Here is a 25,230-nt window from a genome sequence, read left to right on the forward strand (position 1 = left end):
GTCCGCTGCCCGGATGAGCCCCGGCCCGTACCGGCGGACCATGGAGGTATGGATACGGTCCCGCAGCTCAAGCCCTTCGTGAAGCAGTACACCGTCCTGCTGAGCACGCGACGGCAGGACGGGACGCACGCCGACACCCCGGTGCACATCGCCGTCGAGGGCGACCACGCCTACATCCGGACGTTCTCCTCGGCGTGGAAGGTGGAACGCATGCGCAACCACCCGGTGGTGCGGATCGGCCCGTGCACCGTACGCGGCCACCCCACGGGCCCCCAGATCGAGGCCCACGCACGCCTTCTCCCGGCGGGCTCGAAGGAGAACACGCACGCGTCGCGGATGCTGTCCCGCAAGTACCCGGCGTCGCAGGGGGTGTTTGTCCCGCTCACCCACCGGCTGAAACGGGACCGGACGCTGCATTACGAGATCCGGCCGATGGAGTCCTGAGCGCTCAGCCCTTGCGGCGGCGCCTGCCCAGGAAGAGCACGAGCGCGAACGCGGCAAGCACGATGCCGCCGGTCAGCGTCGTGCCCTTCACCGGCACCCCGTCCCCGCCGTCGGCCGTGTCCTTCGTCCCCCCGCCCCGGTGCGCGGCCCCGCCGCCGCCTCCGTCCCCGGTCTTCTTCAGGTCCACCCGTACGACACTGCTCCGCTTGCCCTCGGAGCCGTACATCAGGGCGGAGCCGTCCGCCGTGTACGTCACGGACTCGGACTGCGGGAGCAGCGGCGACTCGACGTCGTAGTCCTTGCCGAGGCGGCCGTCGGCGAAGGTGTAGCCGCGGGCGCTGAAGTAGGAGCGCAGGACGAGCTCCTTGCCGTCCGGTGAGAAGGCCCCGTCCGTCACCCAGGGGACCTCGCCGACCCGCCGGAAGACGTTGTCGCCGCCGGTGGTGAGCTTCGCGGGCCCCTCGTACAGGCCGCCGCCGTCCTCGTTCTTCGAGGCGATGTAGACGCGCCCGGTCCTGGGGTGGACCATCAGCGCCTCCGCGTTGCGCGGCCCGTCGGCGTACTTCACGTCGAACTGGGTGGCCCGGACGGTCGCGTCCTTCAGGGTCTTCGGCTCGGGGAAGCGGTAGATCCAGACGTGGTCCCAGCTGCCGTTGAGGTTGTCGCCGATGTCGCCGACGTAGACGTTCCCGTCCGGCCCGATCGAGATGGCCTCGACGTCGCGGGGGGCGCCGACGCCCTTCATGGTGATCGTCGCGACGGTCTTTCCCGTACGCGAGTCGACCGCGAAGACGTACGGACCGTCGTCGCTGTCGTTGTGCGTCCAGTAGATCCCCGGGTGGAGGCGGCTCGCGGCGAGGCCGCTGGACTCGGTGATCCGGGGGTCCTCGATGGTGAAGCTCCGGTCGGCCCCGTCGTCGGCGAGCGCGGGGGCGGCGGCGAGGGCGAGGAGGACGGCAGCGCCCAGGAAGGACGTCATTCGGTACGAACGCATGGCACAAGTGTCCATCGTCACCTACCGGCGCGTAGCCGGGATCCGCCATGATGACGCCATGCGTTTCATGTGTGTCGGCGATTCCATGACCATCGGGCGCGCCGGCGACTTCACCTGGCGCTACCGCATGTGGCAGCACCTGGAGGCGGCACCGGACGGCCCCCACGAGCTGGTGGGCCCGCGCACGGGCCTGTACGACGCGGATACGGGCACGGCCTCGTCCTCCGCGTACGCCGCCGACGCCTTCCCACCGCCCGCCCGCCGCCACCTCGCGGGCTGGGGCGAGGGCTGGCTCCACATGGCCCCGCTGATAGCGGACGCGGTGACCGCACACCGCCCGGACGTCCTCCTGGTCTCCCTCGGCCTGATAGACCTCGGCTTCTACACGGACAGCGCCCAGACCGCGGAGAACGCCGCCGCGTTCCTGGCGGCGGCCCGCGAGGCGAACCCGCACATCCGCGTGGTGCTGCTCCCGGTGATCCCGAACATCCGCGCGGAGACGGACGCGCCGTTCGCGGCGGAGTGCGCGCACTTCAACACCCTCCTGGCGAAGACAGCGGCGGACCTGGCCGCCCCGGGCTCCCCCCTCCTCCTGGCGTCCCACCCCCCGGCGTACGACATCCACACCTCCACGTACGACGGCACCCACCCCAACCCCACGGGCGAACACCACCTGGCAGCGGCCTTCGCGGACGCGATGCACGAGGCGTGGGGGGTGGGCGGGCGGTACGCGGCCGCGGCAACGGCTACTTCAGGAACCTGCTGAGGTCGTCAATCGTGCCGGACGCGAGGGAGCGGTGCAGCGCGTGCGACGTCATGGTGCGACTCTGACATGCGGGCGTGAGAATGTGCACGAGGTCACCGTTCCAGGCCCTGACCCAAGATCGACGCCCCCGCCCGGAACACAACGTGCTCCAGACACTGGTGAGACCGACGACAACGGCAGATGCGGCGGATCCACCGGGAAGGGACAAGTGACGTGGCCGAACTCGATGCCGACGATCCCGACCGGCTGGCAGGCGACAGGTTTCGGCGGTGGAGTGAACGCTACGCCGAGGAGGAGCCCCTGCTGCCGAGTCCGGGATGGTGGCCATGGCCGCTCCAGGAGGTCAGCCACAGGGACGGCGATCCCGATACGGGCATGGTCGCCGTGGACTTGCTGCCGCAGCGTGATCGGGTGGATCCGGAGGCCGTCCTGGTGCGGCAACCCCGCGAAGAGCCGCCCTTCGACTACGGCTGGCCCGGAGCCGCTTGGCACCCGGAGGACGATCCCGAGCTGATCGTGCGAGCCCAGCAATGGGACGACGGCCCCTGGCACTGGATCCTCTTCGTGCAGGGCGACCCGCTCCCGGCCGAGGCCCTGAGACGTGTCCGGGAGGCCATCGAGTGGCGCCCCGGCTGGGCACTTTGACAGGCTAGGAGGAGTCCTGCATCAAGGGAGAAACGCTCAAGGCGCGGCCCCCGAAGGGACCTTCCACAGGCGTACGCCGTTGACCGCGTCGGGGTCGGCCGAGGCGCCGTCCAAAGAGTCCTCGTCCGACTCGTCCACGCCCCCCGCCGTGGTGCCCGCGAGGTACCGGCCGTCCGGGCTGAAGGACAGCTCACGGATCTCGTCGTCGCCGTAGCCCGTGTCGTCGTCGGTCAGGAGGGCACTCGGCTTGCGGTCGGCCAGGTTCCACAGCAGCACCCCGCCGTCGGCGGTGACGGCGAGGCTGCGGCCGTCCGGGCTGAACGCCAGGTCCCGGGGTTCGGCGAGGCGGTTGGCGACGGTGGCCTTGAGGCGGCCGGTGGCCACGTCCCACAGCCGCACGTCGGCCTGAGGCCCGCCGGTGGCGAGGGTCTTGCCGTCGGGGCTGAAGGCGACGGCGTCGGTGACGTCCTCAAGGGCGAGGTCGTGGCGGGGGTCGCCCTGGCCGTAGGGCTCCGGATCGATCCGGGTCAGGTCCCAGAGCTTGGCCGGTTCGTTGTTCGGGTAGCTGCGCTTCTCGGACGCGTCACCGACGGTGGCAAGGGTCTTGCCGTCGGGGCTGAACGCCACATCCGTCGTGAGCACCTCCTGCGTGAAGTGGGCGCGCGCTTTCTCACTGCGGCTGTGGACGTCCCACAGCTCGGTCCCGATGACGTTGCCGAGGGCGATCCGCTGGCCGTCGGGGCTGAGGGCGATGGCGTAGGTGTGTTCTTCGATGCGGCGGATCTCCCGCCGCCCCGCCACGTCCCAGACACCGATCAGGTTGTTGTAGGTCCGCGCGGCCAGGGTCTTCCCGTCAGCGCTGAACACCACGTTGAGGACGCTCATCGGCTCCCCCGTCCGGTCCTTCTCCACGAGCGTCGTACGCACCTTCCGCGTGGTGACGTCCCACAGCCTGACCTTGCCGTCATCGCCGCCGGTGGCGAGCGTCGTACTGTCCCGGCCGAACGCGACGCCGCTGGTCCCCCTGGCGAAGATCGCGGTCGCCGCGACCACGGGGTACGGACGCCTTTTCGGCTGGGGTTCATGAGACGAGGGAAGCAGCACCACGATCAGGATGACGGCCATGGCGAGGACACCGACGACGCCGAGCAGGACGGCGTACGGCGGCATGGACGGGGCCGCCGGTCCCGCGTCCGGCGCCGGGCCGCGCGCCGGCGCCGTGGCGGTGGGAGCGTCCGGCCCGGTCGTGGGAGGCGCGGACACGACGGTGGGCGTGCGGCCGCCACCGGGCCCCTCCGGCTCCGCCCCTCCGCAGAGCCGGACCACCTCGGCGGGCGTCGGCCGCCGAGCCGGGTCCTTCTCCAGGCAACGGGCCACGACGCGCCGCACCGGCTCGGGGCAGCCGGCGAGGTCGGGCGCCTCTTCGAGGATCCGGTACGCCACTCCGTGGTCACTGCCGCCGCCGAAGGCGAGCCGTCCGGTGGCGGCGAAATACGCGACGAGGCCGAGCGCGAAGACGTCACCTGCCTCGGTGACCTGCTGCCCCCGGATGTACTCGGGTGCCATGTAGGCCGGCGTTCCGGCGCGCATGCCCGTGGCGGTGACGGCGGTAACGTCCGCCGCGCGGGCGATCCCGAAGTCGATGACCTTGGGCCCGTCCGCGGTGAGGACGATGTTGGAGGGCTTCAGGTCGCGGTGGATCACTCCGGCGGCGTGGATGGTCTCCAGCGCCTCGGCGACCCTGGCCGTCAGCGCGAGGACCTCCTCGCCCGGCAGCGGTCCCCGTTCGCCAACGGCCTGTTGGAGGGAGGGCCCGGGCGCGTAGGCCGTGGCGAGCCAGGGTTCCCCGGCGTCCAGGTCCGCCGCCACGACGGGCACGGTGTAGAGCCCCTGAACGCGCCGGGCAGCCGCGACCTCCAACGCGAAGCGTTTACGGAATTCTGGGTCGGCGGCGTACGCACGGTGAACGACCTTGACGGCCACGGCACTTCCGGCCGGTGTTCGCCCCAGGTACACACGGCCCATCCCGCCCTCGCCGAGCAGCCCTTCCAGCCGATACGGACCGATCGCCGCGGGTATGCCACCGGCCGGGTCTGTCATGACGCTCCAAGCCTCCGCTCGACTGCGGCCCGCACCGGTCGACCTCGCGAGCCTGGCCCGGATCATTTCACGGCCCGCCGCCTCACGCTCCACGTACACGAGGGCTGCACGTGCACCCGCTCCAGTCCGCGTTGGTGCACGTGTGTCTACGGCGCAACCGTTTCACGGTGCCGGGTCCGTGCGTCGAAGGCCGGGGAAGGCGGCCGGGGTTGCCCAGCCGCGCAGTACGGCGTCGATCGTTGACCGGAACGCGGTCTCGGTCGATCGCCGCGACAAGCGGCCGCACCGGATCGCGGTCGCCGGTCCGGGTCGACGGGACGAAGGACTGCGCTCCACCGAACAACACCGTGTAGAGGTGCCGGTGTTCGCGTCCCCAATGGCGATACGCCGCAGCCAGCGCGTACAGATCCTGAAGGGCGGCCTCCGAGCGAGGAACAGCCGTCAGGTCCTGGAACAGCCCGGCGACCGCCTGGTCGCGGACCTCGCGGATCAGTCCGTGTCGGCCGCCTGCTGGCGGCAACCGCCGCGGTGGTCGTGCCGGTCGCCTTATTTCTGGCGCTGATCGTCGCCACCGACGGCGCGGGCTCGGGATTCGTCGCATGGTCCGTGACCGTCGGCCTCGCGGTCCTCGCCGCGATGTGGCGGGGCCGCCGCCGATCTCGGCAGCGACACCGCGTCCGCCTACTGCGCGCGAGACGCGCACCGCATCCCGGTCGAGGACACGGCGCGCAACTTCTCCTTCAGCGCAGCCGCCAGCCTCCGCATCCAGCAAACGGTCAAGGACTCGCCCTCCATCGCCGGTCGGCTGAGGCGCTCCCGGACACCCGCGATGCTGATGATCGCCGAGTGCTCCTCCCAGGTCCGGCAATGGGAGACGGCCGTCCTCGCGAACAACCCCGCCATCCAGCGCACCCAGTACATGCCCGGCGTCGGCCACCACATGTGGAACGGCCTGGACGACAACGACCAACGAGCAGCAGCCGTCATCACCGCATTCCTCCAGGACAAGCCCGCACCGCTGCCCGACTACCCGACCCGAGCCGACATCCCGACCTTCCTCCATGACCACAAGTAAGCGGGCTGCCCCGGGGCGGCGCGGTCGCCTCCGCCGTCAGTAGTGATAGCGGGCCGCGAGGACGACGATCTCCTTCGCCGTGACCAGGTAGACGAGCCGGTGCTCGTCATCGATGCGGCGCGACCACGCCCCGGGCAGGTGGTACTTCAACGGCTCCGGCTTGCCGATGCCCGTGAACGGGTCGCGCCTGACGTCCTCGATGAGCTTGTTGATCCGCGCGAGCATCTTGCGGTCGTTCTTGAGCCAGGACGTGTAGTCCTCCCAGCCCTGGTCCTCGAAGACAAGCCTCACTCGACACCCGCAGCCGGATCCGCAGCCTCCGGATCGATCAGCTCACGCTCCGACACGTCGACGTGAGCCAGTGCGTTCTCGTAGGCCTTGAGCAGCCGTCGCGCATTCGCCGGAGAACGCAGCAGGTACGAGCCCTCGCGCAGGGCCGCGTAGTCCTCGGCGGAGACGAGCACCGCGTTGCCGTGCTTGGAGACGATCTCGATGGCCTCGTGATCGTCGTTGACCTTCTTGATCAGCGGAAAGAGAGCCTTGCGGGCTTCACTCGCGGTTATGGACATGGCTCAGCCTTCCCTTCGAGAGTGGTACTCGATAACGTACCACTCTCGGCACCCTCGGGGAGAGGTCCCCGCATCGGGGCCCCGGTATTCGCGGACGGGAAAGGAATCCGGCATGGAGGAGCTGCGGGGCGGCTACAGGGTGCTCTTCTGGGTGGTGTCGGTGCTGTGCGGGGTCGATCTCCTGTGCATGGCCTCGACCTGGCTGCCCGGTGCGTACACCGTGCCGCAGTGGCTCGTGACGGGCTTGTTCCTCTCGGTGTTCCCGGCCCTCGCGGTCGCGATCGTCTGCGGCCTCGTCAGCGGGGCCGCGACCCAGCTGATGGGCTCCCGCAATGCCGGGCAGCTCGGCAGTTACGTCCGGCTGCTGCCACGCGCCCTCAAGCTCGCCTACGCGGGCGTCATCTGCCTGGCCGCGCTCGGCTTCGCGACCGGTGGTGGTACGGCCGAGGACGCGAAAGCAGACGCGTCGGGCTACTACTACACCTACTGGGACAAGACCGCGGACCCTCAGCACAGCGTCCGGGTCGCGCTCACCGAGTCCGCGTACTACGAGGCGCTGAAGGCGGATCTCCGGATCTCCGGCGCCACATCGGCCGTGCTCCTCGCGTCCAGCAGCTTCCTCGTCCTCGCCTCCGCGTCGGCGTCCGCGGGCCGCGCCCGGACGGCTCCGGGAATCCCGTAACGCGTTCCGGCCCCCGGGGACCCCTCACCCCGTCGGCTTCGCGCGTACGTGCATCCGCTCCCCCTGGGGTCCGAACAGGCTCAGGAACTCCACCGGGTCGGGCCCCGCCGCCCCCCACCAGTGCGGGGTGTGGGTGTCGAACTCGGCCGCCTCGCCCGCCGTGAGGACCAGGTCGTGGTCGCCCAGGACCAGGCGGAGGCGGCCCGACAGGACGTACAGCCACTCGTAGCCCTCGTGGACCCGTTGCTCGACGGGGCCGGTCGGGCCCGTCGCACCCGGCATGACCTGCTTGTACGCGTTCACGCCGCCCAGATGCCGGGTCAGCGGGACGAAGGTCATCCCGTGGCGCTTGAAGGGGCGGAAGGTGACGCGCGGATCCCCCGTGTCCGGCGCGCCGACCAGTTCGTCGAGCTGGACGCCGTACGCCTTCGCCAACGGCAGCAGTAGCTCAAGCGTCGGTTTGCGGCCGCCCGACTCCAGGCGGGAGAGCGTGCTGAGCGAGATGCCCGTCGTCTCGCTCAGCTGCGTCAGCGTCGTCCCGCGCTCGGTGCGCAGCGCGCGCAGGCGGGGGCCGACGCCCGTCAGGACGGCGGCCAGGTCCTCGTCACCCATCGGGTCTGCCATGGTTCCATTTGCCGACCCGGCAACGCACCTTGTCAAACGGGGTCGCCCTCCGCCGGACCGATCATCGCCATCGACAGCCGGGTGAACTCGCTGGTCAGCCACGACGGCGGCACCTGCCGGGGCCTCCGCCCGTGATGCGCGAGCAGCTCGTCCACGGACCGGGTCAGCACCTTCACCACCACCGCGAGGTCGCCGTCCACCCCGTGTCCCCGCGTCCGGGCCCGCTCGGACTCCGCCGTCAGGAACTCCACCCACACCGAGCGCCACATCGTGAGGTGCTCCTCCATGGCCCGGCTCACGCCCAGCACCTCCACGAAGGCCACCCGGGCCGCCTGCGGGTCCCGCGTCACGGCCCGGACGTACGCCTCGAAGAGCCTGCGGACGCGCTCCTCGGTCGGGCAGGTCTCCATGCCCTCCGCCGCCAGCTCCGCCTGCGCGGCCTGCATCCCGGCCATCGCGACCTCGTCGTAGAGGTCGGTCAGCAGCGCCTCCCGCGAGGCGAACTCGCGGTGGAAGTCGCGCACTTCCACCTGAGCCTCCGCGCACAGGTCCTCGACGGACGTGTAGGCATAGCCGTACACCGCGAACAACGTCCGCCCCGCCGCCATGAGTTGCGCACGCACCCGCGCGGGGTCGCGCACCGCTCGTACGCCGTCCCAAAGCTCCACCACGGTATCCACCACGGGTCCTCCTCAGTCCGTACCGGCCCCCGAGCCACCACTGTCCCCGCCCCGCCGCGTCCACGGCAAAGACCGCCACACCACGAACGGACGTGCGCCTCACGTCGCTGCGGCGTCCACTGCCAGGATCGTCGCGACCCGTTCCCGCCAGGGCTGCTGGCGCGGTGGGTACTTCGCGAAGTGCGCTTCCTCGGCCACCTGCTGGGCGCAGGGGCCGCACAGCGTCTCGTCCGCCCTGGGCCGGAACACATGCTCCGGCCCGTCCCCCTCGCACGTCACGTGCGGCCTGACCGTCGCCACCGGCGCGACCGGCGGGGGTGCCTCCGGCAGCTTGTGTACGAGGCGGTGGCGTACGAAGCCGTAGGCCGACCGCACTCCTTCCGCCGGGAGGGAGTTCACCAGCGCCTGCCGCAGCTCCGACGCCCTCACGCCCCGCCGCAGCCAGTCCGCCGCCGTCTCGGACAGGCTGCGCGCCTCGCGTACGCCGAGGTGCAGTTGCGGGTTCGCGTGCCGCAGCGAGAGCAACACGCGTTCCGCCTCGGCGACTTCCGGGGCGGCCGCCGCAACCGGCTCCGCCGCCGACTCTGCCGCAGGCGCTTCGGTGGGTGGGTGGGGGGTGTTCTTCTCCCGTTCTTCTTCAACCTCTGGTTGGGGAGTGCCGACCATCCGAGTGCCCGCCTGACCGCCCGCCGGTGACCGATCAGCCGGTTTGGCCTGCGCCTTCGCGCCCCTGAGCCCCCGCGCCTCCTCGTCCGTGAGCGGCACGTTGGAGAACAGTTGATCCGTCATCCACAGCCCGCCCTGGCCCTGCCACCGCCACTCGTGGACGTAACCGGCTTCCCTCAGCTGGGACTTGGCCCGCTGATACGCCCGGCCCTTGATCCCGATCCTCTTCGCGTGATCGCTCAGCGCCTCGCTCGCGCGGGACTCGGGCAAACCCTGCACATACATGATCAGAACCTTTGCGTCACTGCTCAGATTCGAATGACGCACGACATCGTGCGCGGCCTTCACATAGGCGCGGGAGGGCGAGATAGCATGCCAGAGCATCTTCGGTGGACCTCGTGAATCCATCAGGGGTGAAGGCCCTCGGACCCGGTGTTGTGAGCACCCCCGAGGGCCGCCCCGTGCGCGGTGCGCACGGAGCGTAACGACGCCGTCACCGTACAGCAGAAATTCCGTCCGACACCACCTTGGTTACCAGCTCGAACAGAAGTGCTGTATCCACGAACGGATCCTCGGTCGTCGGCTCCGAACGCCAGTCCAGCGGGTACGTGAGCCCACGTAGCGCGGGCACCCCGATGAAGTCCGAGCCCTTGCGCACGAGCGCGTCCACGCCCGCCGGCCAGCGGTACGCACTCGCCGTGCCGGGCTCGACCAGGAAGTACATGCTCCGCATCCCGATCCGCGAGCGGATGATCGGACCTGCCTGGAAGTCCGTGAACTGCATGATCTCGTAAGAGACTTGCTCGCCCAGCACGCCGGAGATCCGGACCGCGTCGAAGTGGATGCCGGCGTGACGCAGGGCGTGGCCGCTGGCGGGGATCCAGTTGGGCACCTGGTTCGGTGAATTTTTCTGTTCCATACGGTAAGCGTCGGCGTCCGCACTTAACGTGACCAGGGACACAGGCCGTCTGTGCACTCTTGTGAACTTGGAGGTGGCTCTGTGCACTCCAGTAATACCGGCGACGGTAACGCCGCGATGTTCGGGGCGCTGTTACGGCACTACCGCGAGCTGGCGGGGCTCTCACAGGAGGCGTTAGGCGGCAAGGTCGGCTTCTCCAAGTCGCAGGTAGCGATGGTAGAACGGGGCCACAGGCCGCCGAGAGGGGACTTCGTTCCGAAGGCGGATGCGGCGACGGGGGCGAACGGTGCGCTGATCGCTGAGGCGCTGAAGTTGAAGTTCAGCCACTTGGCTTCTTGGTTCGCCCCGGTCGCCGAGGAGGAAGCCAAGTGCGTCGCGCGGTACCAGTACGAATCCAGCACCGTGCCTGGACTGCTCCAGACCGAAGCACACGCGCACGCAGCGCACAGGGCGGCGTGTCCACCGCTCGACGACGACGAGATCGAGCGTCTGGTGGCCGGACGGCTGGCGCGACAGACCCTGCTGACACGCAGGCCACCGGTGGACGTCAGCTTCGTCCTCGAAATGAGCGCGCTCACTCGCCCCATCGGCGGACGGGAGGTGCACCGGGCACAACTCCAACACTTGCTCGAAGTAAGCGAATTGCGGAACGTGCACATCCAGGTGATGTCACCCCGCCGGGAGACGCACGTTGGCCTGAACGGCCCCTTCGTCCTGCTGGAAACCGAGCACCGACAACGGCTGGCGTACCTGGAAGTGCAGGGGCGCAACTTCGTTGTCAGCGACCACCCCCAGCTGGGAAGCTTGTTCGCCCTCTATGGGATGCTGCGGACGCAGGCTGACGGGCTGGAAGAATCGCGCGAGTTGATCACGCAGACGATGAAGGACCTATGAGTACTGACCTGAAGTGGTTCAAGAGCAGCTACAGCGGCACGAACGGCGGCGACTGCATCGAAGTCGCACTCTCCTGGTCCAAGTCCAGCTACAGCGGCACCAACGGTGGCAACTGCGTCGAGGTCGCCACCTGCCCCCACACCGTCCACATCCGCGACTCCAAGGACATCACCGTCCCGGCCCTCTCCCTCTCCCCCGACGCCTGGGACACGTTCATCCGCCACACCGCCGCGTAACGCGGCGCAGCGCGCCCCGGCCCATGGTCCGGGGCCGTTGCCCTCTCACTTGTGGGCGCGCCTGGCGCGCTCGTCGGGAGGCAGCTTCATCGCGTCCGCGACAGCGGGATCAGGTGGCGTCGACTTGAGCGCTGAGACCAGTTCTTCGGGCTCCTTGCCGAAGAACGGCCCACGCGCGTCGGCCGGCTTGGTGTCGCCGTCCGCCTGCTGCACACTCGGGATGACGTCGCCCTTGCCCAGGATTCCCTCCTGGTAGGGAATGATGGAATTCGGGCTCAGCGTCGACCAGCCGGCATTCTGCACCGTCTTGGTCTTGCTGAAGTAGAGGATGGGCAGAACGTACTGCTTGCCTACTTCCAGCATGGGTTCGCCCTCCATGCGGACGGCGTCGCGCCGGTCACCGTGGAACTGCCAACCGTCGATGTCCGTATCGAAGGTTGACGGCGCGTTCGACGCTTCGTTCCGCGACCACAGCACCTTGTCGATCCGGAGACTGATCACCCGCGGGATGTAGCCCTCGTCCGCCTCGGTCTCTTCCGGCGTCGGGGCGAGTTCACGCTGACCGGTCACCGTGGCGACCACGAGGTGATCACCGTAGGTGACCCAATCCGTGAGTGTGTCACTAGGCAGCAGCTGATCACCGTGGGAGATGATCACCGAGGATCGAGCCGACTTCTGGTCGTCCCCGTCGGCCTGAACAACCAGTAACGTCACCAATGCGCCGACAACGATGGCTGATCCAGTTGCAGCCGCCAAAACCTTGGAACGCATGCGATACCCCCCGGATTGCGCGTGCTCGCGGCGGAAAATTAGCAGTCTGCTGAACTGACGTCCAGAGATTCATCTGCCGTCCCGAGGCGTCACTCGTCCCGCGCCGCGAAGACCTCACGCGCGGCCGTGAGCCCGTTGAGCGCGGCCGGGAAACCGGCGTAACCGGCCATCTGCGTGATGACCTCCACGGCCTCCTCCCGCGTGCCGCCCACGTTGAGCAGGCCGTGGAGGTGTACGCGGAGCTGCGGGCCGACTGTGCCGAGGGCGGTGCAGAGGGCGACGGTGACGAGTTCGCGGGTCGGGAGGTCGAGGCCCGTACGGGAGTAGATGTCGCCGAAGGAGAATTCCAGCACGTAGCGGGCGAGGTCGGGCGCGATGTCCTTGAGGGAGTCGATGACCTGCTGGCCCGCGTGCCCGTCGATGTCGGCGAGGGCCTGCTGACCGCGTGCGAGCCGGTCGCCGCCCGAGGCGTCGGGGACGGGGACGAACGGGGCGTCGTCGGGGCGGGACTCGAAGACCTCGCGGGCGGCGGTGAGGCCGTTGAGGGCGGCGGGGAAACCGGCGTACACGCAGACGTGGATCAGCACCTCCACGATCTCCTGACGCGTGCAGCCGACGTTGAGCGCGCCGCCGATGTGGAAGCGGAGCTGCGGCGCGGCGTTGCCCATCGCGGCGAGGGCGGCGACGGTGCTCAACTGGCGCTGGCGACGGGTGAGTCCGGGGCGGGTGTAGATGTCGCCGAAGCCGAATTCCACGATGTAGCGGCCCATGTGCGGGGCGATGTCGGCGAGGCCGTCGATGACGGCGTCCTGGGCGCCGTTCGCCACCTCGCTGAGGGCCGCGTAACCACGCTCGTACCGGTCGTTCTGCTGTTCGGTGCTCATGCGGATGACGGTAGGAGTTCGAGTGCACTCCAACGCAAGCGCGCCCCGCGAAAACGGGTGGGGCGGGGGCGCGGGTGGCTGCGATGATGCCCGGATGGACGTGCCGAACCCGATCGATCCGGACACCTGGCCGCGCCGGGAGCACTTCGCACATTACCGGCGGCGGGTGCCGTGCACGTACTCGATGACGGTGGAGGTCGACGTCACCGCGCTGACGGCCGCGCTGCGGCGCTCACCGCGCAAGTCGTACCTGGCGCAGGTATGGGCGCTGGCCACGGTGGTCAACCGGCACGAGGAATTCCGCCTGTGCCTGACGGACTCGGGCGACCCGGCGGTGTGGCCGGTGGTGCACCCGGCGTTCACGGTGTTCAACGCGGACCGGGAGACGTTCGCGTGCGTGTGGGCGCCGTACGACGCGGACTTCGGGGCGTTCCACGAGGCGGCGGCCCCGCTGCTGTCCGAGCACGCGGGCGCGACCTCCCTCTTCCCCCAGGGCCCGCCCCCACCGAACACCTTCGACGTATCCAGCCTCCCCTGGCGCGCCTTCACCGGCTTCAACCTCAACATCCGCGACGGCTACGACCACTTGGCCCCGATCTTCACCCTGGGCCGCTACGTGTCACGCGACGACCACGTCCTCCTGCCCCTGGCGGTGCAGGTCCACCACGCGGCGGCGGACGGGTTCCATACGGCGCGGCTGGTGAACGAGCTGGAGACGCTGCTGGCGGAGCCGGACTGGCTGTAGGGCGCGGCGCCGTCATGCGGTAACGGGCCGCCACGACTGCGTACATTTATTGCAGATGTTGCAGATATTGCGGATACTGAAGGAGCCACAAGAAGCGACGCCCATCCGCCACGAAATTTAGGGGCGCACCGTGACGAAGACAGATATCAGGCCCGTGAAACTCCCGCCCGAGAAGACCGCCGCGGCAAACCTGGCCCTCACTCGCGTCCGCGGCTACCTCACCGAGCACCCCGACCTCGGGCAGATCACCGTCAAGCCCCTCGATGACGGCGAGCGCGAGCCGCTCACCCTGCCCCGTGAAGCCGTCGAGCTCCTCGCCGGCCTCCTCGCCCACCTGGGGGCGGGCCGAGGCGTGTCCATCGTCCCCAGCACCGCCGAGCTCACCACTCAGCAGGCGGCGGACATCCTCAACGTCTCCCGGCCCTTCCTCATCGGCCTCCTGGAGGCGGGCGAGATCGAATGTCGCATGGTCGGAACGCACCGCAGGATCACGGCGTCGTCGCTCATGGAGTACAAGCAGGCCGACGACCGGCGTCGCCGTGAAGCGGCGGACGAGCTCGCTCAGCTCGGCCAGGAGATGGGACTGATGTAGCCGATGGCCTTCGTCGCCTTGTACGACGCCAATGTGCTCTACCCGAACATCCTCCGCGACGTGCTCATCCGCGTCGCGGGGGCCGGCCTCGTACAGGCGAAGTGGACGGAGACCATCCTCGACGAGACGTTTCGCAACGTGCGGGCCAACCGCCCGGACCTGGCCCCCGAAACCCTCGACAGGACACGGCGACTGATGAAGGCCGCCGTGCGGGACTGTCTCGTCAAGGGGTACGAACCGCTCATCGACATGGTCGAGCTCCCGGACAAGGACGACCGCCAGAGATCCAGCGCATCGCCGACAGTTGGAAGAATCCGCCGGGCACGGTCGCCGACGTGATCGAGCGCCTGGACAGGAACCGTCTCGTCTCGTCCGCCGCAGCCCTGAGGGCGCTCGTCTGACTCCGGCGTCAGCCCCGCAGCTCCGCCACGTCCTCCTCGGTCAGGACCAGGTCGCGGGCGGCCATGTTCTCCTCCAGGTGGGCGAGGTTTCCCGTGCCGGGGATGGCGAGCAGGGTCGGGGACGAGGCCAGGAGCAGGGCGAGCTGGACCTGGGTGGTCGTCGCGCCCAGGCGGGTCGCGACCTTTTCCAGGCGGGTCGTGTCCAGGGGGGTGAAGCCGCCGCCGAGGAGGAAGAACGGGACGTACGCGATGCCCGCGGCCTCGCACTCCGCGAGGAGGGCCAGGTCGTCCGCGTACGGGTTCTGGACGCAGACCACGGGGGCGATGGCGCGGGCCTCCGCGAGCTGGGCGGCGTCGATGTTGCTGACGCCCAGGTGGCGGATCAGGCCCTCCTCGCGGAGGGCGGCCAGGGCCGCGAAGCGTTCGGCGACGGACTCGCCGCCGGGGCCGCTCATGCCGCCCACCCGGAGGTTGACGACGTCGAGCCGGTCGACGCCGAGGGCGGTCAGGTCCGCCTCGACCAGGGCGCGCAGCTGGTCGGGGGTCGCCTGGACGCTCGGGTGGCCGTCGGGGCCGGGCAGGGGGCCGACCTTCGTCGCGATGACCAGGTCGCCGGGGTAGGGGGCGAGCGCCTCCCGGATGAGGTCGTTGGCGCGGACGTCGCCCCGGGCGTAGAACGCGGCGGTGTCGATGTGGTTCACGCCCAGCTCGATGGCCCGGCGGAGGACCGCGATGCCGTTCTCCGGGGTGCGGGTGGGGCCGTCGAACGTGCTCATGGGCAGGCGCATCGCGCCGAAGCCGAGACGGTTGACGGTGAGGTCGCCGCCGAGGGCGAACGTGGTGGTCGTCATGGATTCATGCTCTCCGGAGGGCCGGGCACGGCCCAGCGCGTGGCAGGTTGCTGCCAGCCGTACTGCCAGACTGGCGGTATGCGGAACGAACAGATCTTCTCGGTCCACGGCGACGCGGAGCTGCTGACACGCGCCGGACACCTCCTCGAATCCGCCCGCACCGAGTTCCTGTGCGCCGCCCGCACCCTCGCGAGCTGGCCCCGGCCGGCGACCTGGACGACCCCGGGCCCCGGCTTCACGACCCGGAAGCTGCTCACCCCGGCGGCCCTGGCGGACGAGGCGACCCGCGAGCACCTGCGCCTCGTGCTGGACGGCGGCGCCCAGGTGCGCATCACGGACGCGGAGCTCCCGCACGAGACGATCATCATCGACCGCCGCGTCATGATCCTGGCCGGCCGCGAGTCGCCCACCGGTCGCGAATACTCCGTGACGACCGCGAAGACCATGATCGACGGCGTGCACTCCCTGTTCGACGCGATGTGGGACCGGTCGGCGGACTACGACGCGTACCTCGCCACGGACACCCCGCAGCTGACCCCGGACTCCCGCCGGATCCTGGAAGCCCTCAGCACGGGCCGCACCGACGACTCGGCCGCCCGCCACCTCGGCCTCTCCCTCCGCACGTACCGCCGCCGCGTGGCGGACCTGATGGTCACGCTCCAGGCGGCGTCCCGCTTCCAGGCGGGGCTGCGGGCGGGGAAGCTGGGGCTGCCGGGGGGCGGGGGGCGGTGAACGCCGGGCGCCCCCTCGCGCCGGAGCGCGGAGGGGGTGTCGGGGGGCGTGGGTCAGGAGAGGCAGCCCGCGCTGGTCGGGCCCATCGAGGTGATCGTGTGCGTCACCGTGATGGACTCGCCCGGGGACAGGGTGAAGTTGTACTCGGCGGCGACGCAGTACAGCTTCGACGTGTCGTTCGAGATGGTGGTGACCTCGGTGGGCCGCAGGAACGTGTAGTCGCTCCCGTCGGCGACGTACACCGTCGGCTCGTAGATGTCGTTCGTGGTCATGCAGACGTACCCGTCGATGTGGCACGGGGTGGCGTCGGCCTGCGCCGCGGTCGCCGCGCCCGAGCCGAAGGCGGTGAGGCCGGCCAGGGTGGCGGCGACCAGGGCTCCGCGCATGACGTTGTGTCGCAACATAAGGACGCTCCTTTGCAGTTGGGCGCGGAGGGTGGACCGCGCTCTCCGAACTCCGCCGTTTCGCATGGGGGTTGCCGCGAACCGGCGCGCGATCGGAAGCTAGGGAACGGCCGTTACAGCGGCGTTACTACGGTGCCAGCGTGCGCACCACGCAGAATTCGTTGCCCTCCGGATCCGCCAGGACCACCCAGCTGCGGTCCTCGCCCTGGCCCAGGTCGACGCGGCTGGCGCCGAGGGCGAGGAGGCGGGTGACCTCGGCCTCCGTGGAGCGGTCGATCGGGCTCACGTCCAGGTGGAGGCGGTTCTTGACCGCCTTGGTCTCCGGGACCCGCTGGAAGTACATCGTCGGCGGCATCTGGCGGGCCCGGATGTCCTCCACGGTCGGGTCCCAGGAGCTGATCTCGACCATGGTGTCCGATCGGTCGAGCACCGTGAAGCCCAGGACCTCGCACCAGAAGGCCGCCAGGCGCTCCGGGTCGTGGCAGTCGACGCTCAACTCGGTGAACCTGCTGGTCATTCCGCAGCCTTCCGTAGCGTGAATTCATTGCCGTCCGGGTCCAGGAACACCCCGTCCGGTCCGCGCCGCGCCCCCAGTTCGATGAGGCGGGCGGTCTCCGCCTCCCCGTCCGCGCCCGGCGGGAGCGTCAGCTCGAAGTACAGGCGGTTCACGTCCGGCTTCTCGTTGACCGGCGGGCCGCCCCAGGTGAGCTTCGTGCCGCCCTCCGGGGACTGGACCGCCGTCTCCTCGTCCTGGTCCCAGACCAGCGGCCAGTCCAGGGCCGCGCTCCAGAAGTAGCCGACCGCCTGGGTGCCGTCGCAGGCGACCGCGCCGATCACCCCGGTGTCCGCGAGGAACGTGTTGCCGGCCTCGATCACGCAGAACTCGTTGCCGTCCGGGTCGGCGAGGACGATGTGGCCCTCCTCCGGGGTCTGGCCGATGTCGATGTGCCGGGCGCCGAGTTCCAGCGCGCGGGCGACCGTGTCCCGCTGGGCCTCCGGGGTCGCGCTCGTCAGGTCGAAGTGCGCCTGGTTCTGCCGGGTCTTGGGCACCTGGCTCTCGGTGAAGCGGAGCGCGTAACCCTTGCCGTCCGGGGGAACGACGACCGTGCCGTCGCCGGAAGGCTCCCAGTTCAGGAGCCCGGCCCAGAAGCGGGCCAGGTTCGGCGGGTCGGTGGCGTGGAAGCCGATCGCTGAGAGGTGGGGCGTCATGTGCCGTACGTCTCCGTTCCGTTGGCGTGCGCCCGCGCATACTAAGGACGGCGTACGGGAAGGGCATCCCGATTTCCGCGCCCCCCTCAGTCCAGCGTCACCCGCGCCGTCACCGGCAGGTGGTCGCTGCCCGTCGCCGGAAGCGTGCGCACCCGGCCGACCGTCGCCTCCCTCGCCATCACCTGGTCGATCCTCGCCAGCGGGAAGGACGCCGGGAAGCTGAACGCGAACCCGCGCTCGGAGACGTTCAGCCGGGACGTCAGGGGGGCGATCCCCCGGTCGTCCACCGTGGCGTTGAAGTCGCCCAGCACGATCACCGGGCCCGTGGTCTCCGCGTCGAGCACCCGGCCCAGCAGCCGGGCGCTCTCGTCGCGGCGGGCGGTGCCCAGGCCGCCCGCGCCGAGCCGGAAGGACGGCAGGTGCGCCACGTACACCGCGACCTCGCCGTGCGGGGTGCCGGCGACCGTACGCAGACCCCGGCTCCACGGCCCCGCGATGTCCGCCGGCTTGATGTCCACCGCCCGGGTGCCGGTGAGGGGGTGCCGCGACCAGATCCCGACCGTGCCCCGGACCTCGTGGAACGGATAGCGGGCCGCGAGCTCGTTCTCGTACGCGGGCAACGCCTCCGGGACCAGCTCCTCCAGCGCGATGAGGTCGGCTCCCTGGGCCGCCAGCGTGCGGGCCGTGCCCGCCGGGTCCTCGTTCACGTCGCTGACGTTGTGCTGCACCACGACCAGGTCGCGCGGGCCCGGGTCCGCCGCCGGAAGCAGCAGCCCGCCGCACGCGTACGCCCACGCCGCCACCGGCAGAACGACGGCCACCGCCGCGAGGGCCGACCGCCGCAGCACGGCGAGGGTCAGCAGGGGCACGACGGCGAGCCCGAGCCACGGCAGGAACGATTCCAGCAGACTGCCGAGGCGGCCGGGGGTGTTGGGGACGAGGCCGGGGGCGAGGAGGAGGAGTGTCGTCAGGGCGGCGAGGGCGGCGAGGGCCCTGCCGTGCCGCCAGGGGCCGGGGCGAGGGGCCCCCTCTTGTATGCGCCGCCCCGCAGCACGCCTCCCCAGCACGCTCACGCCCGCCCCCGGCTCCCCGACCTGCGCAGCCGGGACCGTACCGCGCGCTGCGCCACCGGGCCCAGGCCCTCCAGCGCGGCGGCCAGGGCGGCGAGTTGGTCCAGGGATGCCAGGGCGCGTTCCGCGCCGGACGGGTCGACGCCCTCGTACAGTTCCAGGCCGACGAACGCCGCCGAGGCCGCCTTCGCCAGGCCCGTCACATCCACGAACTCGGCGAGCGGGGTGCCCGCGAGGACGCGCGCGAGGACCCTCTCGATCTCGTCGGTCCAGAGGGTGAGGCCGGCCGCCGTGGCCGCCGCGAGGCGCGGTTGCGTCTGGCCTCCGGCGAGCAGCTGGCCCAGGACGGCGACCTGGCCGCCCGCGCGCTCGGAGGCGTTCAGCTCGCGGGCCACGGCGAGGAGTTCGCCCAGCGAGCGGACGCCGTCCAGACGCTCCCGGTAGGTGGCGAGGCGCTGTTCCGCGCCGTAGCGGCAGGCGGCGGCGAGCAGGTCGTCGACGGTGCCGAAGTGGTAGAAGACGAGGGCCTGGTTGACCCCGGCGGTCGCGGCGATGCTCCGCGCGGAGGTCTTCGCGATGCCCTGCTCGGTGAGCGTGGCGAGGGCGCCGGCGAGGAGCTTGGTACGGGTGTCCCTCGCGGTGTCCTTCGTGGTGCCCCTGGCCCCGGAACCGCTGCTCCTCGCCGCAGACGCCTCGCTCATGCCCGTACCTCCTCGCGTACCGGACGCAGATCCTGCCGTATCCCGCGCGCCGGTGCGTACTCCGCCGTGAACGAGCCCTCGTAGCCGAAGAGGGGGCCGAAGCGGCGGTTGGTGACGCGGACCTGGATGCGGAAGCGGTCCGCCGCCTCGTCGTACGACTCGCGGACGACCGCGTCGCCCCCGATCAGCTGCGGCACCCGGACGTCCACCGGGCCCTCGCGGAAGCGGTGTTCGCCGGAGCGGATGACGAGGGCGCCCTCGTCGTCCACCGCGAGGTGCAGATCGGTCGCGAGGTGCTGGTGCGTACCCAGGTAGTCCACCACGCAACCGCGTTCCGGGCTGTGGACCATCGTGGCGTCGAAGCGCCGGGGCCCGTCCGGGAAGGCGAACGTCCTGACGAAGGTGACCGTTTCGCGGCCGAAGGAGTCCGTGAAGGGCACGTTCTCGATGGTGAAGGGGATGTCGCGGCCGGTGCGCGGGAGCAGGATGTTGCGCGTGCCGCCCAGCGCGAGGAACGGCCGCACCCACGGCCCGCCGTGCCAGACGCGGTCCATGACCCCGCGCCCCGTACAGGACTCGCCGCTGTCCAGGCCGACGGAGAAGCGGCGCCGGATGCGGGGGTGGAGGCGGTCGAAGTCGGCCCCCAGGGCCTGCTGGAAGATCGAGGTCACGGGCGCTCCAAGCGGTCGAGCAGGGCGGGCGGGGCGGCGACGGAGGCGGTGGCGGGGCCGCGCCCAGGCGGGCGGCGCAGGCAGCGGCGGGCCGCCGGGGTGCCGGGCAGCGGCGGCAGCAGGACGGCGGCGACGAGCACCGGCACGGTGGCGGGCGGCGCGACCCAGGCGGCCACGGCCACGACGAGCAGCCGGGCCGCCACCTCCCCCAGGGCCCGCCACAGCGCCCGCTCCGGGGTGATCCCGCGCTCGCACCACAGCCGCAGCCGGTCGAACGACCAGGCGGTCGCCCAGCCCATCAGCGGCCGGAAGAGGAGGCGGTCCGCGAGCCCGCCCCAGCGGGGTGCGTAGTCGTACCCGGTGAGGAAGCGGAGGCCGCCGTCCGCGCAGGGCACGTAACGCCAGTAGCCCCGGCCCTCGGTGAGGAACGACAGCGGATGCGCGCAGGCGAACCGGAGCGCCGACGTCCGTGTCCCGTCCGGGCGGTGGCGCTCGCCGGCCGAGATCCCGGTGCCGGAGACGAAGAACCCGGGCAGCACCCGTACGCCGTACGTGAAGCGCTGCGGCTCCCCCTCCGCGCCCGGCAGATACGCGATCCGCGTGAACCGCAGGTCCCAGCGCTGGTGCTGGGCCGGGTCCTGGGTGCGTTCCCAGACAAGGTCCAGGTCAACCCCGATCCGCGCCTCGATGTACAGGCCGTCGCCCACGATCCCCTACCCCCTAGGGCCGAATTGAGCAGTCGCTCAAATCGCAACGGTGCAGACAGTAGAGCAATTTGAGCGACTGCTCAAGTGGCGGTACGGGTGGCCGCCAGTGGAGGGACGTGGGCGCGTGCGTGCGGGTGGCCCACGGCCCCGCCGCCCGGGGCCGCCGGGAGCACGGACTTACGTTCCCGGGCATGAAACGCACCGCTGCCTTCGCCACGACGGCCTGCCTCCTGTGCCTGGCCGCGACCGCCGTCCCCACCGCCCCCGCCGCGGCCGACTACTCCGGCAACCCGCTGGCCGGGGACAACGGCTTCGGGGTGCTCGTCCAGGACGACGCCGTCCTGGGCAGTACGGAGACCGAGGGGCCGGTCGCCATCGGCGGCAACCTCACCTACGGGCCGGGGTACAACGTCGCGCTGAACACCCCCGGTACGTTCACCGCCCCCGGCGACGACCGCCCGACCGCCCTGCTCGTCGGCGGCAGAATCGATCATGCGGCCAGCTCGCCGCAGGGCGTGCTCCAAGTCCTCAGCGACGGCTACGTGAAGGTCGGCGACCCGACCGGCTCGTCGATCCTGGACGAGGACTCCAACGGCGCCGAGGTGAATACCCACATCGTGGCGGAGGGTGCCGGGTACGACTCGACGCCCCGCGTGCAGGAAACGGTTCACCAGCCGGTCGAGTCCGTCACCGACACGACGGGCCTGCCGGATCTCGACGCCCTCTTCGCGACCTTCCGCGACCGCTCGGACGCCATCGACACCTGCGCCACCAACGTCGTCCTGCGCGACGCCTCCGGCACCCCGCTGCCCGACCAGACGGGCTTCCCCGCCGGAACGAGCGCACACATCACCCTCACCGAGGGCGAGACGAACGTACTCCGGCTGACCGGCGAGCAGCTGAACAACCTGTCCGAGATCACCTTCGACAACCAGCCGGACGCGTCGACCCCGTTCGTGGTGGACACCGACACGACCGGCACGGACAGCACGTACGTCTGGCACATCCCGAACCTCGCCGGCGTCTCCGGCGACCAGGCCCCCTACATGCTGTGGAACTTCCCCGACGCCACCGACATCACCATCGCGGACGGCGACTCGCTGGAGGGCACGATCTACGCGCCCCGCGCCCACCTCACGGACCTCGACCCGTCCAACATCGAGGGCACGATCGTCGTACGGGAGCTCACGGCCGGTCCGCTCGGCGACGGCGGCACCGCCGTGGACGCGGGCGAGATCCACCAGTTCCCGTTCGCCGCCGACATCGACTGCGACGGCACGGGGCCGACCCCGACGCCGACGCCCACCCCGACGCCCACACCCACCCCGACGCCGACGCCGAGCCCCACGGACCCCACCCCGACGCCGACGCCCACCCCGTCCCCCACGGGCTCGGCCCCCACACCGACGCCCACGGACACCGCTCCCGGCCCGTACCCGACCCACAGTCACCCCACGGCGCACCCGGACCACGGCGGCCACCACCGCCCACCGCACGGCGGCCTGGCCGACACCGGCACGACCACCACCCTCTACGCGGCGGCCGGCGCCTTCGCACTGGCGACGGCAGGGATCTTCCTCCTGGGCCGCAGGCGCAGGCCGAAGCACTGACGCCGAAATCTGCGCCTCCTTGCGCGTTTTTTGCTCGCAGATGGCGAATGTTTGCGCGCGAGGGGGCGGGGAGGCTAGGTTCGGCCGCAGTCGAGCAGCGGAGGACGTCATGAATCGGGTCGAGTACCGGGACGTCGTCTTCGCCGAGATCGACGGCTACCGCCCCCTGCTCCTCGACCTGACCGTGCCGGCCGACGCCCCCGCGCCCGTGCCGCTGCTGATCTGGATCCACGGCGGCGCCTGGCGGGTCGGGTCGCCCCGGGTGGGCGATTCCTGGCTGGGCGTCGCGGACCCGGTCGGGGCCGCGCTGGCCGCCGGATACGCCCTGGCCACCGTCCAGTACCGGTTCAGCGGCGAGGCGCACTACCCCGCCCAGCGCGACGACGTCCGCGCGGCCGTCGCCGCCCTGCGCCGCCTCGCGCCGGAGGCCGGGCTGGACCCCGCGAGGTTCGGGGCCTGGGGCGAGTCGGCGGGCGGCCACCTCGCCGCCGTACTCGGTCTCGACCGGCGGGAGGCGGAGCCCGATTCGGAGGTTCAGGCCGTCGTGGCGTGGTACGCGCCCAGCGACCTCACCACCCTGGGGCGCGCCCCCGGCTCACCGGAGAGCCTGCTCCTCGGACCGGCCGCCGCGCACGAGGAGGCCCGCAGGCTGGCCGGGCCGCTGGCCCATGTGTCCCCGGCGGCCCCACCCACGCTGCTCATGCACGGCGACGCGGACAAGCTCATCCCCTGCGACCAGAGCCGCAGCTTCGCGGACGCGCTCACGGCGGCGGGCGCCACCGCCGAGTTCGTCGTCGTCCCGGGGGCGGGTCACTGTTTCGAGGGGGCGGATCTGCGGGAACCCGTACGCCTCAGCCTGGACTTCTTCAACCGCCACCTGTGAGGCGGGGCGACCTCACCGCCCCGGAAACCGCTCCCCGCACGCGCTGCAGAAGACCGGTGCCGACTCCGGGGACATCCGCCCGCACTCCGGGCACACCCGGTCCAGCGCGCAGGGGGCCTCGCCGCCCTCCGGGGCGTACACCGTCGGCTTGAGCGTCAGGCCGGGACGGCGGCGGTGCACCGTCAGATACGCGAGGCCGTCCGGGCCCGCCGTCAGGGCGCGGCGCGAGGTGCGGGGCAGCCAGGTGACCGTGCTCGGGGCCAGCGTCAGCGGCGCGGAACCGTCACCGGGCACGAGCCGGCCGCCGCCCGCGAGGACGACCAGCAGCACGTCGAGCACGTCCTCCTGGTGCTCCCCGACCTCCGCGCCCGGCGGCAGCCTCACGAGGTTCGCGTCCAGCTCCCTCCCCTGAGGGTCGAGCTGCCACAGGGCGCCCCGGTCGTCGGGGGACGCGGCGGCGAGCAGGTCGTCCAGTACGGCGAGTACCTCGGGAGTCGCGTTCACGCCGCCCAGGCTACGACCGCGTACCCCTAGGGCCTGTCGTCAAACTGCCGTCTGCCGGGCGACGCCATGCACGCACTCTCGCCGCACCTGACGCCGCCCGGCCCGCCCTCCGGGCGGACGACGCCAGTTTGACGACAGGCCCTAAGCTGTACCGCTGCCGAGCGAGGAGACACCGCGTCATGCGCGACGAGAAATACCCCCCGATCGAGCCCCACGACCACGGCATGCTCGACGTCGGCGACGGCAACCGCGTGTACTGGGAGGTCTGCGGCAACCCCGCCGGGAAGCCCGCCCTCGTCGTCCACGGCGGCCCCGGCTCCGGCTGCACCGAGGGGCCCCGGCAGTACTTCGACCCGGAGCGCTACCGCGTCGTCCTCTTCGACCAGCGCAACTGCGGCCGCTCCACCCCGCACGCGAGCGACCCGGCCGTCGACCTGCGGCACAACACCACGGACCACCTGGTCGCCGACATGGAACGCCTCCGCGCCCGCCTCGGGATCGACCGCTGGCTGCTGTACGGGGGTTCCTGGGGCTCCACGCTGATCCTGGCGTACGCCGAGCGGCACCCGGAGCGGGTGAGCGAGATCGTGATCCCGGCGGTGACCACGACCCGGCGCTCCGAGATCGACTGGCTGTACCGGGGCGCCGGACTCTTCCACCCGGAGGCGTGGGACCGCTTCCGGGCCCACGTCCCGGAGGCCGCGAGCGACGCGACCCCGGACGTGCTCGCCGCGTACGCCCGGCGCACCGCGGACCCCGATCCGGCGGTACGGGCGCGGGCGACGGCGGAGTGGTGCGCCTGGGAGGACGCGGTGCTGTCCGGCGAGGCGTACGCGGGGCCTCCCCCGTACAGCGGGCGGCCCGGCCGGGCCCAGGCGGCGCTGGTGCGGATCTGCGCGCACTACTTCTCGCACGGCGCCTGGCTGGAGGAGGGCCGGCTGATCCGGGACGCGGGGCGGCTGGCCGGGATTCCCGGGGTGCTGGTGCACGGGCGGCGGGACATGGGCGGGCCTCTGGGCACGGCGTGGGAGCTGGCCAAGGCGTGGCCGGACGCGGAGCTGACGGTGATCGAGGACGCGGGGCACCTGGGCGGGGCGGCGACGAGCCGGGCGATCCTCGCGGCACTGGACCGGTTCGCGAAGGCGTAACCCCGCATACGCAAGGACACACGCTTGCTTCGAGCGCGCTCGAAGGAGTTGGC

32 protein-coding genes and 1 pseudogene are annotated in these 25,230 nt (G+C 71.2%); 14 read left to right on the forward strand and 19 right to left on the reverse strand.

Annotated features, from left to right (window positions below; genetic code table 11):
• Positions 1 to 48: 48 nt before the first annotated feature.
• Positions 49 to 444 carry a PPOX class F420-dependent oxidoreductase gene (locus ACIQZN_RS17210; protein WP_403993863.1) on the forward strand — a complete coding sequence of 132 codons (396 nt, stop codon included), beginning with the start codon at positions 49 to 51 and terminating at the stop codon, positions 442 to 444.
• Between the two features lie 4 nt (positions 445 to 448).
• Here the strand turns inward: ACIQZN_RS17210 and ACIQZN_RS17215 are convergent, their stop codons facing one another.
• Complete coding sequence (locus ACIQZN_RS17215) at positions 449 to 1,438, reverse strand: WD40 repeat domain-containing protein (RefSeq protein ID WP_403993866.1); 990 nt, start codon at positions 1,436 to 1,438, stop codon at positions 449 to 451.
• A gap of 58 nt (positions 1,439 to 1,496) precedes the next feature.
• On the opposite strand from ACIQZN_RS17215, the gene ACIQZN_RS17220 reads away from it, so the two are divergent.
• Positions 1,497 to 2,204: a GDSL-type esterase/lipase family protein gene (locus ACIQZN_RS17220; protein ID WP_403993869.1), complete on the forward strand. Its 708-nt coding sequence runs from the start codon at positions 1,497 to 1,499 to the stop codon at positions 2,202 to 2,204.
• Positions 2,205 to 2,417: 213 nt separating this feature from the next.
• Positions 2,418 to 2,849 (forward strand): hypothetical protein, encoded by a 432-nt coding sequence (locus ACIQZN_RS17225; RefSeq protein WP_403993872.1) that lies wholly within the window; start codon positions 2,418 to 2,420, stop codon positions 2,847 to 2,849.
• 36 nt (positions 2,850 to 2,885) lie between these two features.
• On the opposite strand, the gene ACIQZN_RS17230 is transcribed toward ACIQZN_RS17225, so the two are convergent.
• Positions 2,886 to 4,949, reverse strand: coding sequence for a WD40 repeat domain-containing serine/threonine protein kinase (locus ACIQZN_RS17230; protein ID WP_403993875.1), 2,064 nt, complete (start codon positions 4,947 to 4,949; stop codon positions 2,886 to 2,888).
• A 649-nt stretch (positions 4,950 to 5,598) separates the two neighbouring features.
• Between ACIQZN_RS17230 and ACIQZN_RS17235 the strand changes: the two are divergent.
• A pseudogene (locus ACIQZN_RS17235) lies at positions 5,599 to 6,024 on the forward strand (alpha/beta hydrolase); the annotation flags it as partial.
• Positions 6,025 to 6,060: 36 nt separating this feature from the next.
• Here the strand turns inward: ACIQZN_RS17235 and ACIQZN_RS17240 are convergent.
• Both ACIQZN_RS17240 and ACIQZN_RS17245 read right to left on the reverse strand, forming a co-directional pair.
• The gene (locus ACIQZN_RS17240) at positions 6,061 to 6,315 is read right to left on the reverse strand and encodes a Txe/YoeB family addiction module toxin (RefSeq protein ID WP_403993878.1); all 255 of its coding nucleotides are present in this window, start codon (positions 6,313 to 6,315) and stop codon (positions 6,061 to 6,063) included.
• A complete protein-coding gene (locus ACIQZN_RS17245) occupies positions 6,312 to 6,593 on the reverse strand; it encodes a type II toxin-antitoxin system Phd/YefM family antitoxin (protein WP_403993881.1) in 282 nt (93 codons plus the stop codon). The genes ACIQZN_RS17240 and ACIQZN_RS17245 overlap by 4 nt, the downstream gene beginning before the upstream one ends.
• Before the next feature lie 112 nt (positions 6,594 to 6,705).
• On the opposite strand from ACIQZN_RS17245, the gene ACIQZN_RS17250 reads away from it, so the two are divergent.
• A complete protein-coding gene (locus tag ACIQZN_RS17250; protein WP_403993884.1) occupies positions 6,706 to 7,275 on the forward strand; it encodes a hypothetical protein in 570 nt (189 codons plus the stop codon).
• Positions 7,276 to 7,299: 24 nt separating this feature from the next.
• Here ACIQZN_RS17250 and ACIQZN_RS17255 read toward each other — a convergent pair whose 3' ends face one another.
• The 4 genes from ACIQZN_RS17255 to ACIQZN_RS17270 form a co-directional block, all read right to left on the reverse strand.
• Complete coding sequence (locus ACIQZN_RS17255) at positions 7,300 to 7,887, reverse strand: helix-turn-helix domain-containing protein (protein WP_403994478.1); 588 nt, start codon at positions 7,885 to 7,887, stop codon at positions 7,300 to 7,302.
• Between the two features lie 44 nt (positions 7,888 to 7,931).
• Positions 7,932 to 8,582 (reverse strand): TetR/AcrR family transcriptional regulator, encoded by a 651-nt coding sequence (locus ACIQZN_RS17260; RefSeq protein WP_403993887.1) that lies wholly within the window; start codon positions 8,580 to 8,582, stop codon positions 7,932 to 7,934.
• Positions 8,583 to 8,678: 96 nt separating this feature from the next.
• A complete protein-coding gene (locus ACIQZN_RS17265; protein WP_403993889.1) occupies positions 8,679 to 9,530 on the reverse strand; it encodes a hypothetical protein in 852 nt (283 codons plus the stop codon).
• A gap of 208 nt (positions 9,531 to 9,738) precedes the next feature.
• Positions 9,739 to 10,137, reverse strand: a complete 399-nt coding sequence (locus ACIQZN_RS17270) for a hypothetical protein (protein ID WP_403994481.1) — start codon at positions 10,135 to 10,137, stop codon at positions 9,739 to 9,741.
• A 144-nt stretch (positions 10,138 to 10,281) separates the two neighbouring features.
• On the opposite strand from ACIQZN_RS17270, the gene ACIQZN_RS17275 reads away from it, so the two are divergent.
• Positions 10,282 to 11,058: a helix-turn-helix domain-containing protein gene (locus ACIQZN_RS17275; protein ID WP_403994484.1), complete on the forward strand. Its 777-nt coding sequence runs from the start codon at positions 10,282 to 10,284 to the stop codon at positions 11,056 to 11,058.
• Complete coding sequence (locus ACIQZN_RS17280) at positions 11,055 to 11,294, forward strand: DUF397 domain-containing protein (protein WP_403993892.1); 240 nt, start codon at positions 11,055 to 11,057, stop codon at positions 11,292 to 11,294. Before ACIQZN_RS17275 ends, ACIQZN_RS17280 begins: the two co-directional genes overlap by 4 nt.
• Before the next feature lie 45 nt (positions 11,295 to 11,339).
• Here the strand turns inward: ACIQZN_RS17280 and ACIQZN_RS17285 are convergent, their stop codons facing one another.
• Positions 11,340 to 12,065: a hypothetical protein gene (locus tag ACIQZN_RS17285; RefSeq protein WP_403993895.1), complete on the reverse strand. Its 726-nt coding sequence runs from the start codon at positions 12,063 to 12,065 to the stop codon at positions 11,340 to 11,342.
• Between the two features lie 89 nt (positions 12,066 to 12,154).
• Positions 12,155 to 12,949, reverse strand: coding sequence for a carboxymuconolactone decarboxylase family protein (locus ACIQZN_RS17290; protein WP_403993898.1), 795 nt, complete (start codon positions 12,947 to 12,949; stop codon positions 12,155 to 12,157).
• Between the two features lie 94 nt (positions 12,950 to 13,043).
• Between ACIQZN_RS17290 and catA the strand changes: the two genes are divergently transcribed.
• From catA to ACIQZN_RS17305, 3 genes are all read left to right on the forward strand, one after another.
• Positions 13,044 to 13,694, forward strand: a complete 651-nt coding sequence (catA, locus tag ACIQZN_RS17295) for a type A chloramphenicol O-acetyltransferase (RefSeq protein ID WP_403993901.1) — start codon at positions 13,044 to 13,046, stop codon at positions 13,692 to 13,694.
• Positions 13,695 to 13,824: 130 nt separating this feature from the next.
• Positions 13,825 to 14,286, forward strand: coding sequence for a helix-turn-helix domain-containing protein (locus ACIQZN_RS17300; protein WP_403993904.1), 462 nt, complete (start codon positions 13,825 to 13,827; stop codon positions 14,284 to 14,286).
• A gap of 3 nt (positions 14,287 to 14,289) precedes the next feature.
• Entirely contained in the window at positions 14,290 to 14,625 is a 336-nt protein-coding gene (locus tag ACIQZN_RS17305; protein ID WP_403993907.1) for a hypothetical protein, read from the forward strand.
• Positions 14,626 to 14,695: 70 nt separating this feature from the next.
• Here ACIQZN_RS17305 and ACIQZN_RS17310 read toward each other — a convergent pair whose 3' ends face one another.
• Positions 14,696 to 15,538, reverse strand: a complete 843-nt coding sequence (locus ACIQZN_RS17310) for an oxidoreductase (protein ID WP_403993910.1) — start codon at positions 15,536 to 15,538, stop codon at positions 14,696 to 14,698.
• A gap of 78 nt (positions 15,539 to 15,616) precedes the next feature.
• Between ACIQZN_RS17310 and ACIQZN_RS17315 the strand changes: the two genes are divergently transcribed.
• A complete protein-coding gene (locus ACIQZN_RS17315) occupies positions 15,617 to 16,270 on the forward strand; it encodes a DNA-binding response regulator (protein WP_403993913.1) in 654 nt (217 codons plus the stop codon).
• Between the two features lie 53 nt (positions 16,271 to 16,323).
• On the opposite strand, the gene ACIQZN_RS17320 is transcribed toward ACIQZN_RS17315, so the two are convergent.
• The 7 genes from ACIQZN_RS17320 to ACIQZN_RS17350 all read right to left on the reverse strand — a co-directional run bounded on the left by ACIQZN_RS17320 (position 16,324) and on the right by ACIQZN_RS17350 (position 21,032).
• On the reverse strand, positions 16,324 to 16,674 hold the full coding sequence (locus ACIQZN_RS17320; RefSeq protein ID WP_403993916.1) for a hypothetical protein: 351 nt from the start codon (positions 16,672 to 16,674) through the stop codon (positions 16,324 to 16,326).
• Positions 16,675 to 16,801: 127 nt separating this feature from the next.
• Positions 16,802 to 17,191, reverse strand: coding sequence for a VOC family protein (locus tag ACIQZN_RS17325; RefSeq protein ID WP_403993918.1), 390 nt, complete (start codon positions 17,189 to 17,191; stop codon positions 16,802 to 16,804).
• Positions 17,188 to 17,883, reverse strand: coding sequence for a VOC family protein (locus tag ACIQZN_RS17330; protein WP_403993921.1), 696 nt, complete (start codon positions 17,881 to 17,883; stop codon positions 17,188 to 17,190). Before ACIQZN_RS17330 ends, ACIQZN_RS17325 begins: the two co-directional genes overlap by 4 nt.
• Before the next feature lie 86 nt (positions 17,884 to 17,969).
• On the reverse strand, positions 17,970 to 18,956 hold the full coding sequence (locus ACIQZN_RS17335) for an endonuclease/exonuclease/phosphatase family protein (RefSeq protein ID WP_403993923.1): 987 nt from the start codon (positions 18,954 to 18,956) through the stop codon (positions 17,970 to 17,972).
• The gene (locus tag ACIQZN_RS17340) at positions 18,953 to 19,654 is read right to left on the reverse strand and encodes a TetR/AcrR family transcriptional regulator (RefSeq protein ID WP_403993926.1); all 702 of its coding nucleotides are present in this window, start codon (positions 19,652 to 19,654) and stop codon (positions 18,953 to 18,955) included. The genes ACIQZN_RS17335 and ACIQZN_RS17340 overlap by 4 nt, the downstream gene beginning before the upstream one ends.
• Positions 19,651 to 20,325, reverse strand: a complete 675-nt coding sequence (locus ACIQZN_RS17345; RefSeq protein ID WP_403993929.1) for a DUF4166 domain-containing protein — start codon at positions 20,323 to 20,325, stop codon at positions 19,651 to 19,653. Before ACIQZN_RS17345 ends, ACIQZN_RS17340 begins: the two co-directional genes overlap by 4 nt.
• The gene (locus ACIQZN_RS17350) at positions 20,322 to 21,032 is read right to left on the reverse strand and encodes a hypothetical protein (RefSeq protein WP_403993932.1); all 711 of its coding nucleotides are present in this window, start codon (positions 21,030 to 21,032) and stop codon (positions 20,322 to 20,324) included. Before ACIQZN_RS17350 ends, ACIQZN_RS17345 begins: the two co-directional genes overlap by 4 nt.
• Before the next feature lie 191 nt (positions 21,033 to 21,223).
• On the opposite strand from ACIQZN_RS17350, the gene ACIQZN_RS17355 reads away from it, so the two are divergent.
• Positions 21,224 to 22,642, forward strand: a complete 1,419-nt coding sequence (locus ACIQZN_RS17355) for a collagen-binding domain-containing protein (RefSeq protein ID WP_403993935.1) — start codon at positions 21,224 to 21,226, stop codon at positions 22,640 to 22,642.
• Positions 22,643 to 22,751: 109 nt separating this feature from the next.
• Complete coding sequence (locus tag ACIQZN_RS17360) at positions 22,752 to 23,525, forward strand: alpha/beta hydrolase fold domain-containing protein (RefSeq protein WP_403993938.1); 774 nt, start codon at positions 22,752 to 22,754, stop codon at positions 23,523 to 23,525.
• A 12-nt stretch (positions 23,526 to 23,537) separates the two neighbouring features.
• On the opposite strand, the gene ACIQZN_RS17365 is transcribed toward ACIQZN_RS17360, so the two are convergent.
• Positions 23,538 to 24,029 (reverse strand): hypothetical protein, encoded by a 492-nt coding sequence (locus ACIQZN_RS17365; protein ID WP_403993941.1) that lies wholly within the window; start codon positions 24,027 to 24,029, stop codon positions 23,538 to 23,540.
• 179 nt (positions 24,030 to 24,208) lie between these two features.
• Between ACIQZN_RS17365 and pip the strand changes: the two genes are divergently transcribed.
• On the forward strand, positions 24,209 to 25,177 hold the full coding sequence (gene pip / locus ACIQZN_RS17370) for a prolyl aminopeptidase (RefSeq protein WP_403993944.1): 969 nt from the start codon (positions 24,209 to 24,211) through the stop codon (positions 25,175 to 25,177).
• Positions 25,178 to 25,230 lie beyond the last annotated feature (53 nt).

This window comes from Streptomyces sp. NPDC097595 (assembly GCF_044761525.1).
In the GTDB taxonomy this organism is placed as follows: Bacteria; Actinomycetota; Actinomycetes; order Streptomycetales; family Streptomycetaceae; genus Streptomyces; species Streptomyces drozdowiczii_A.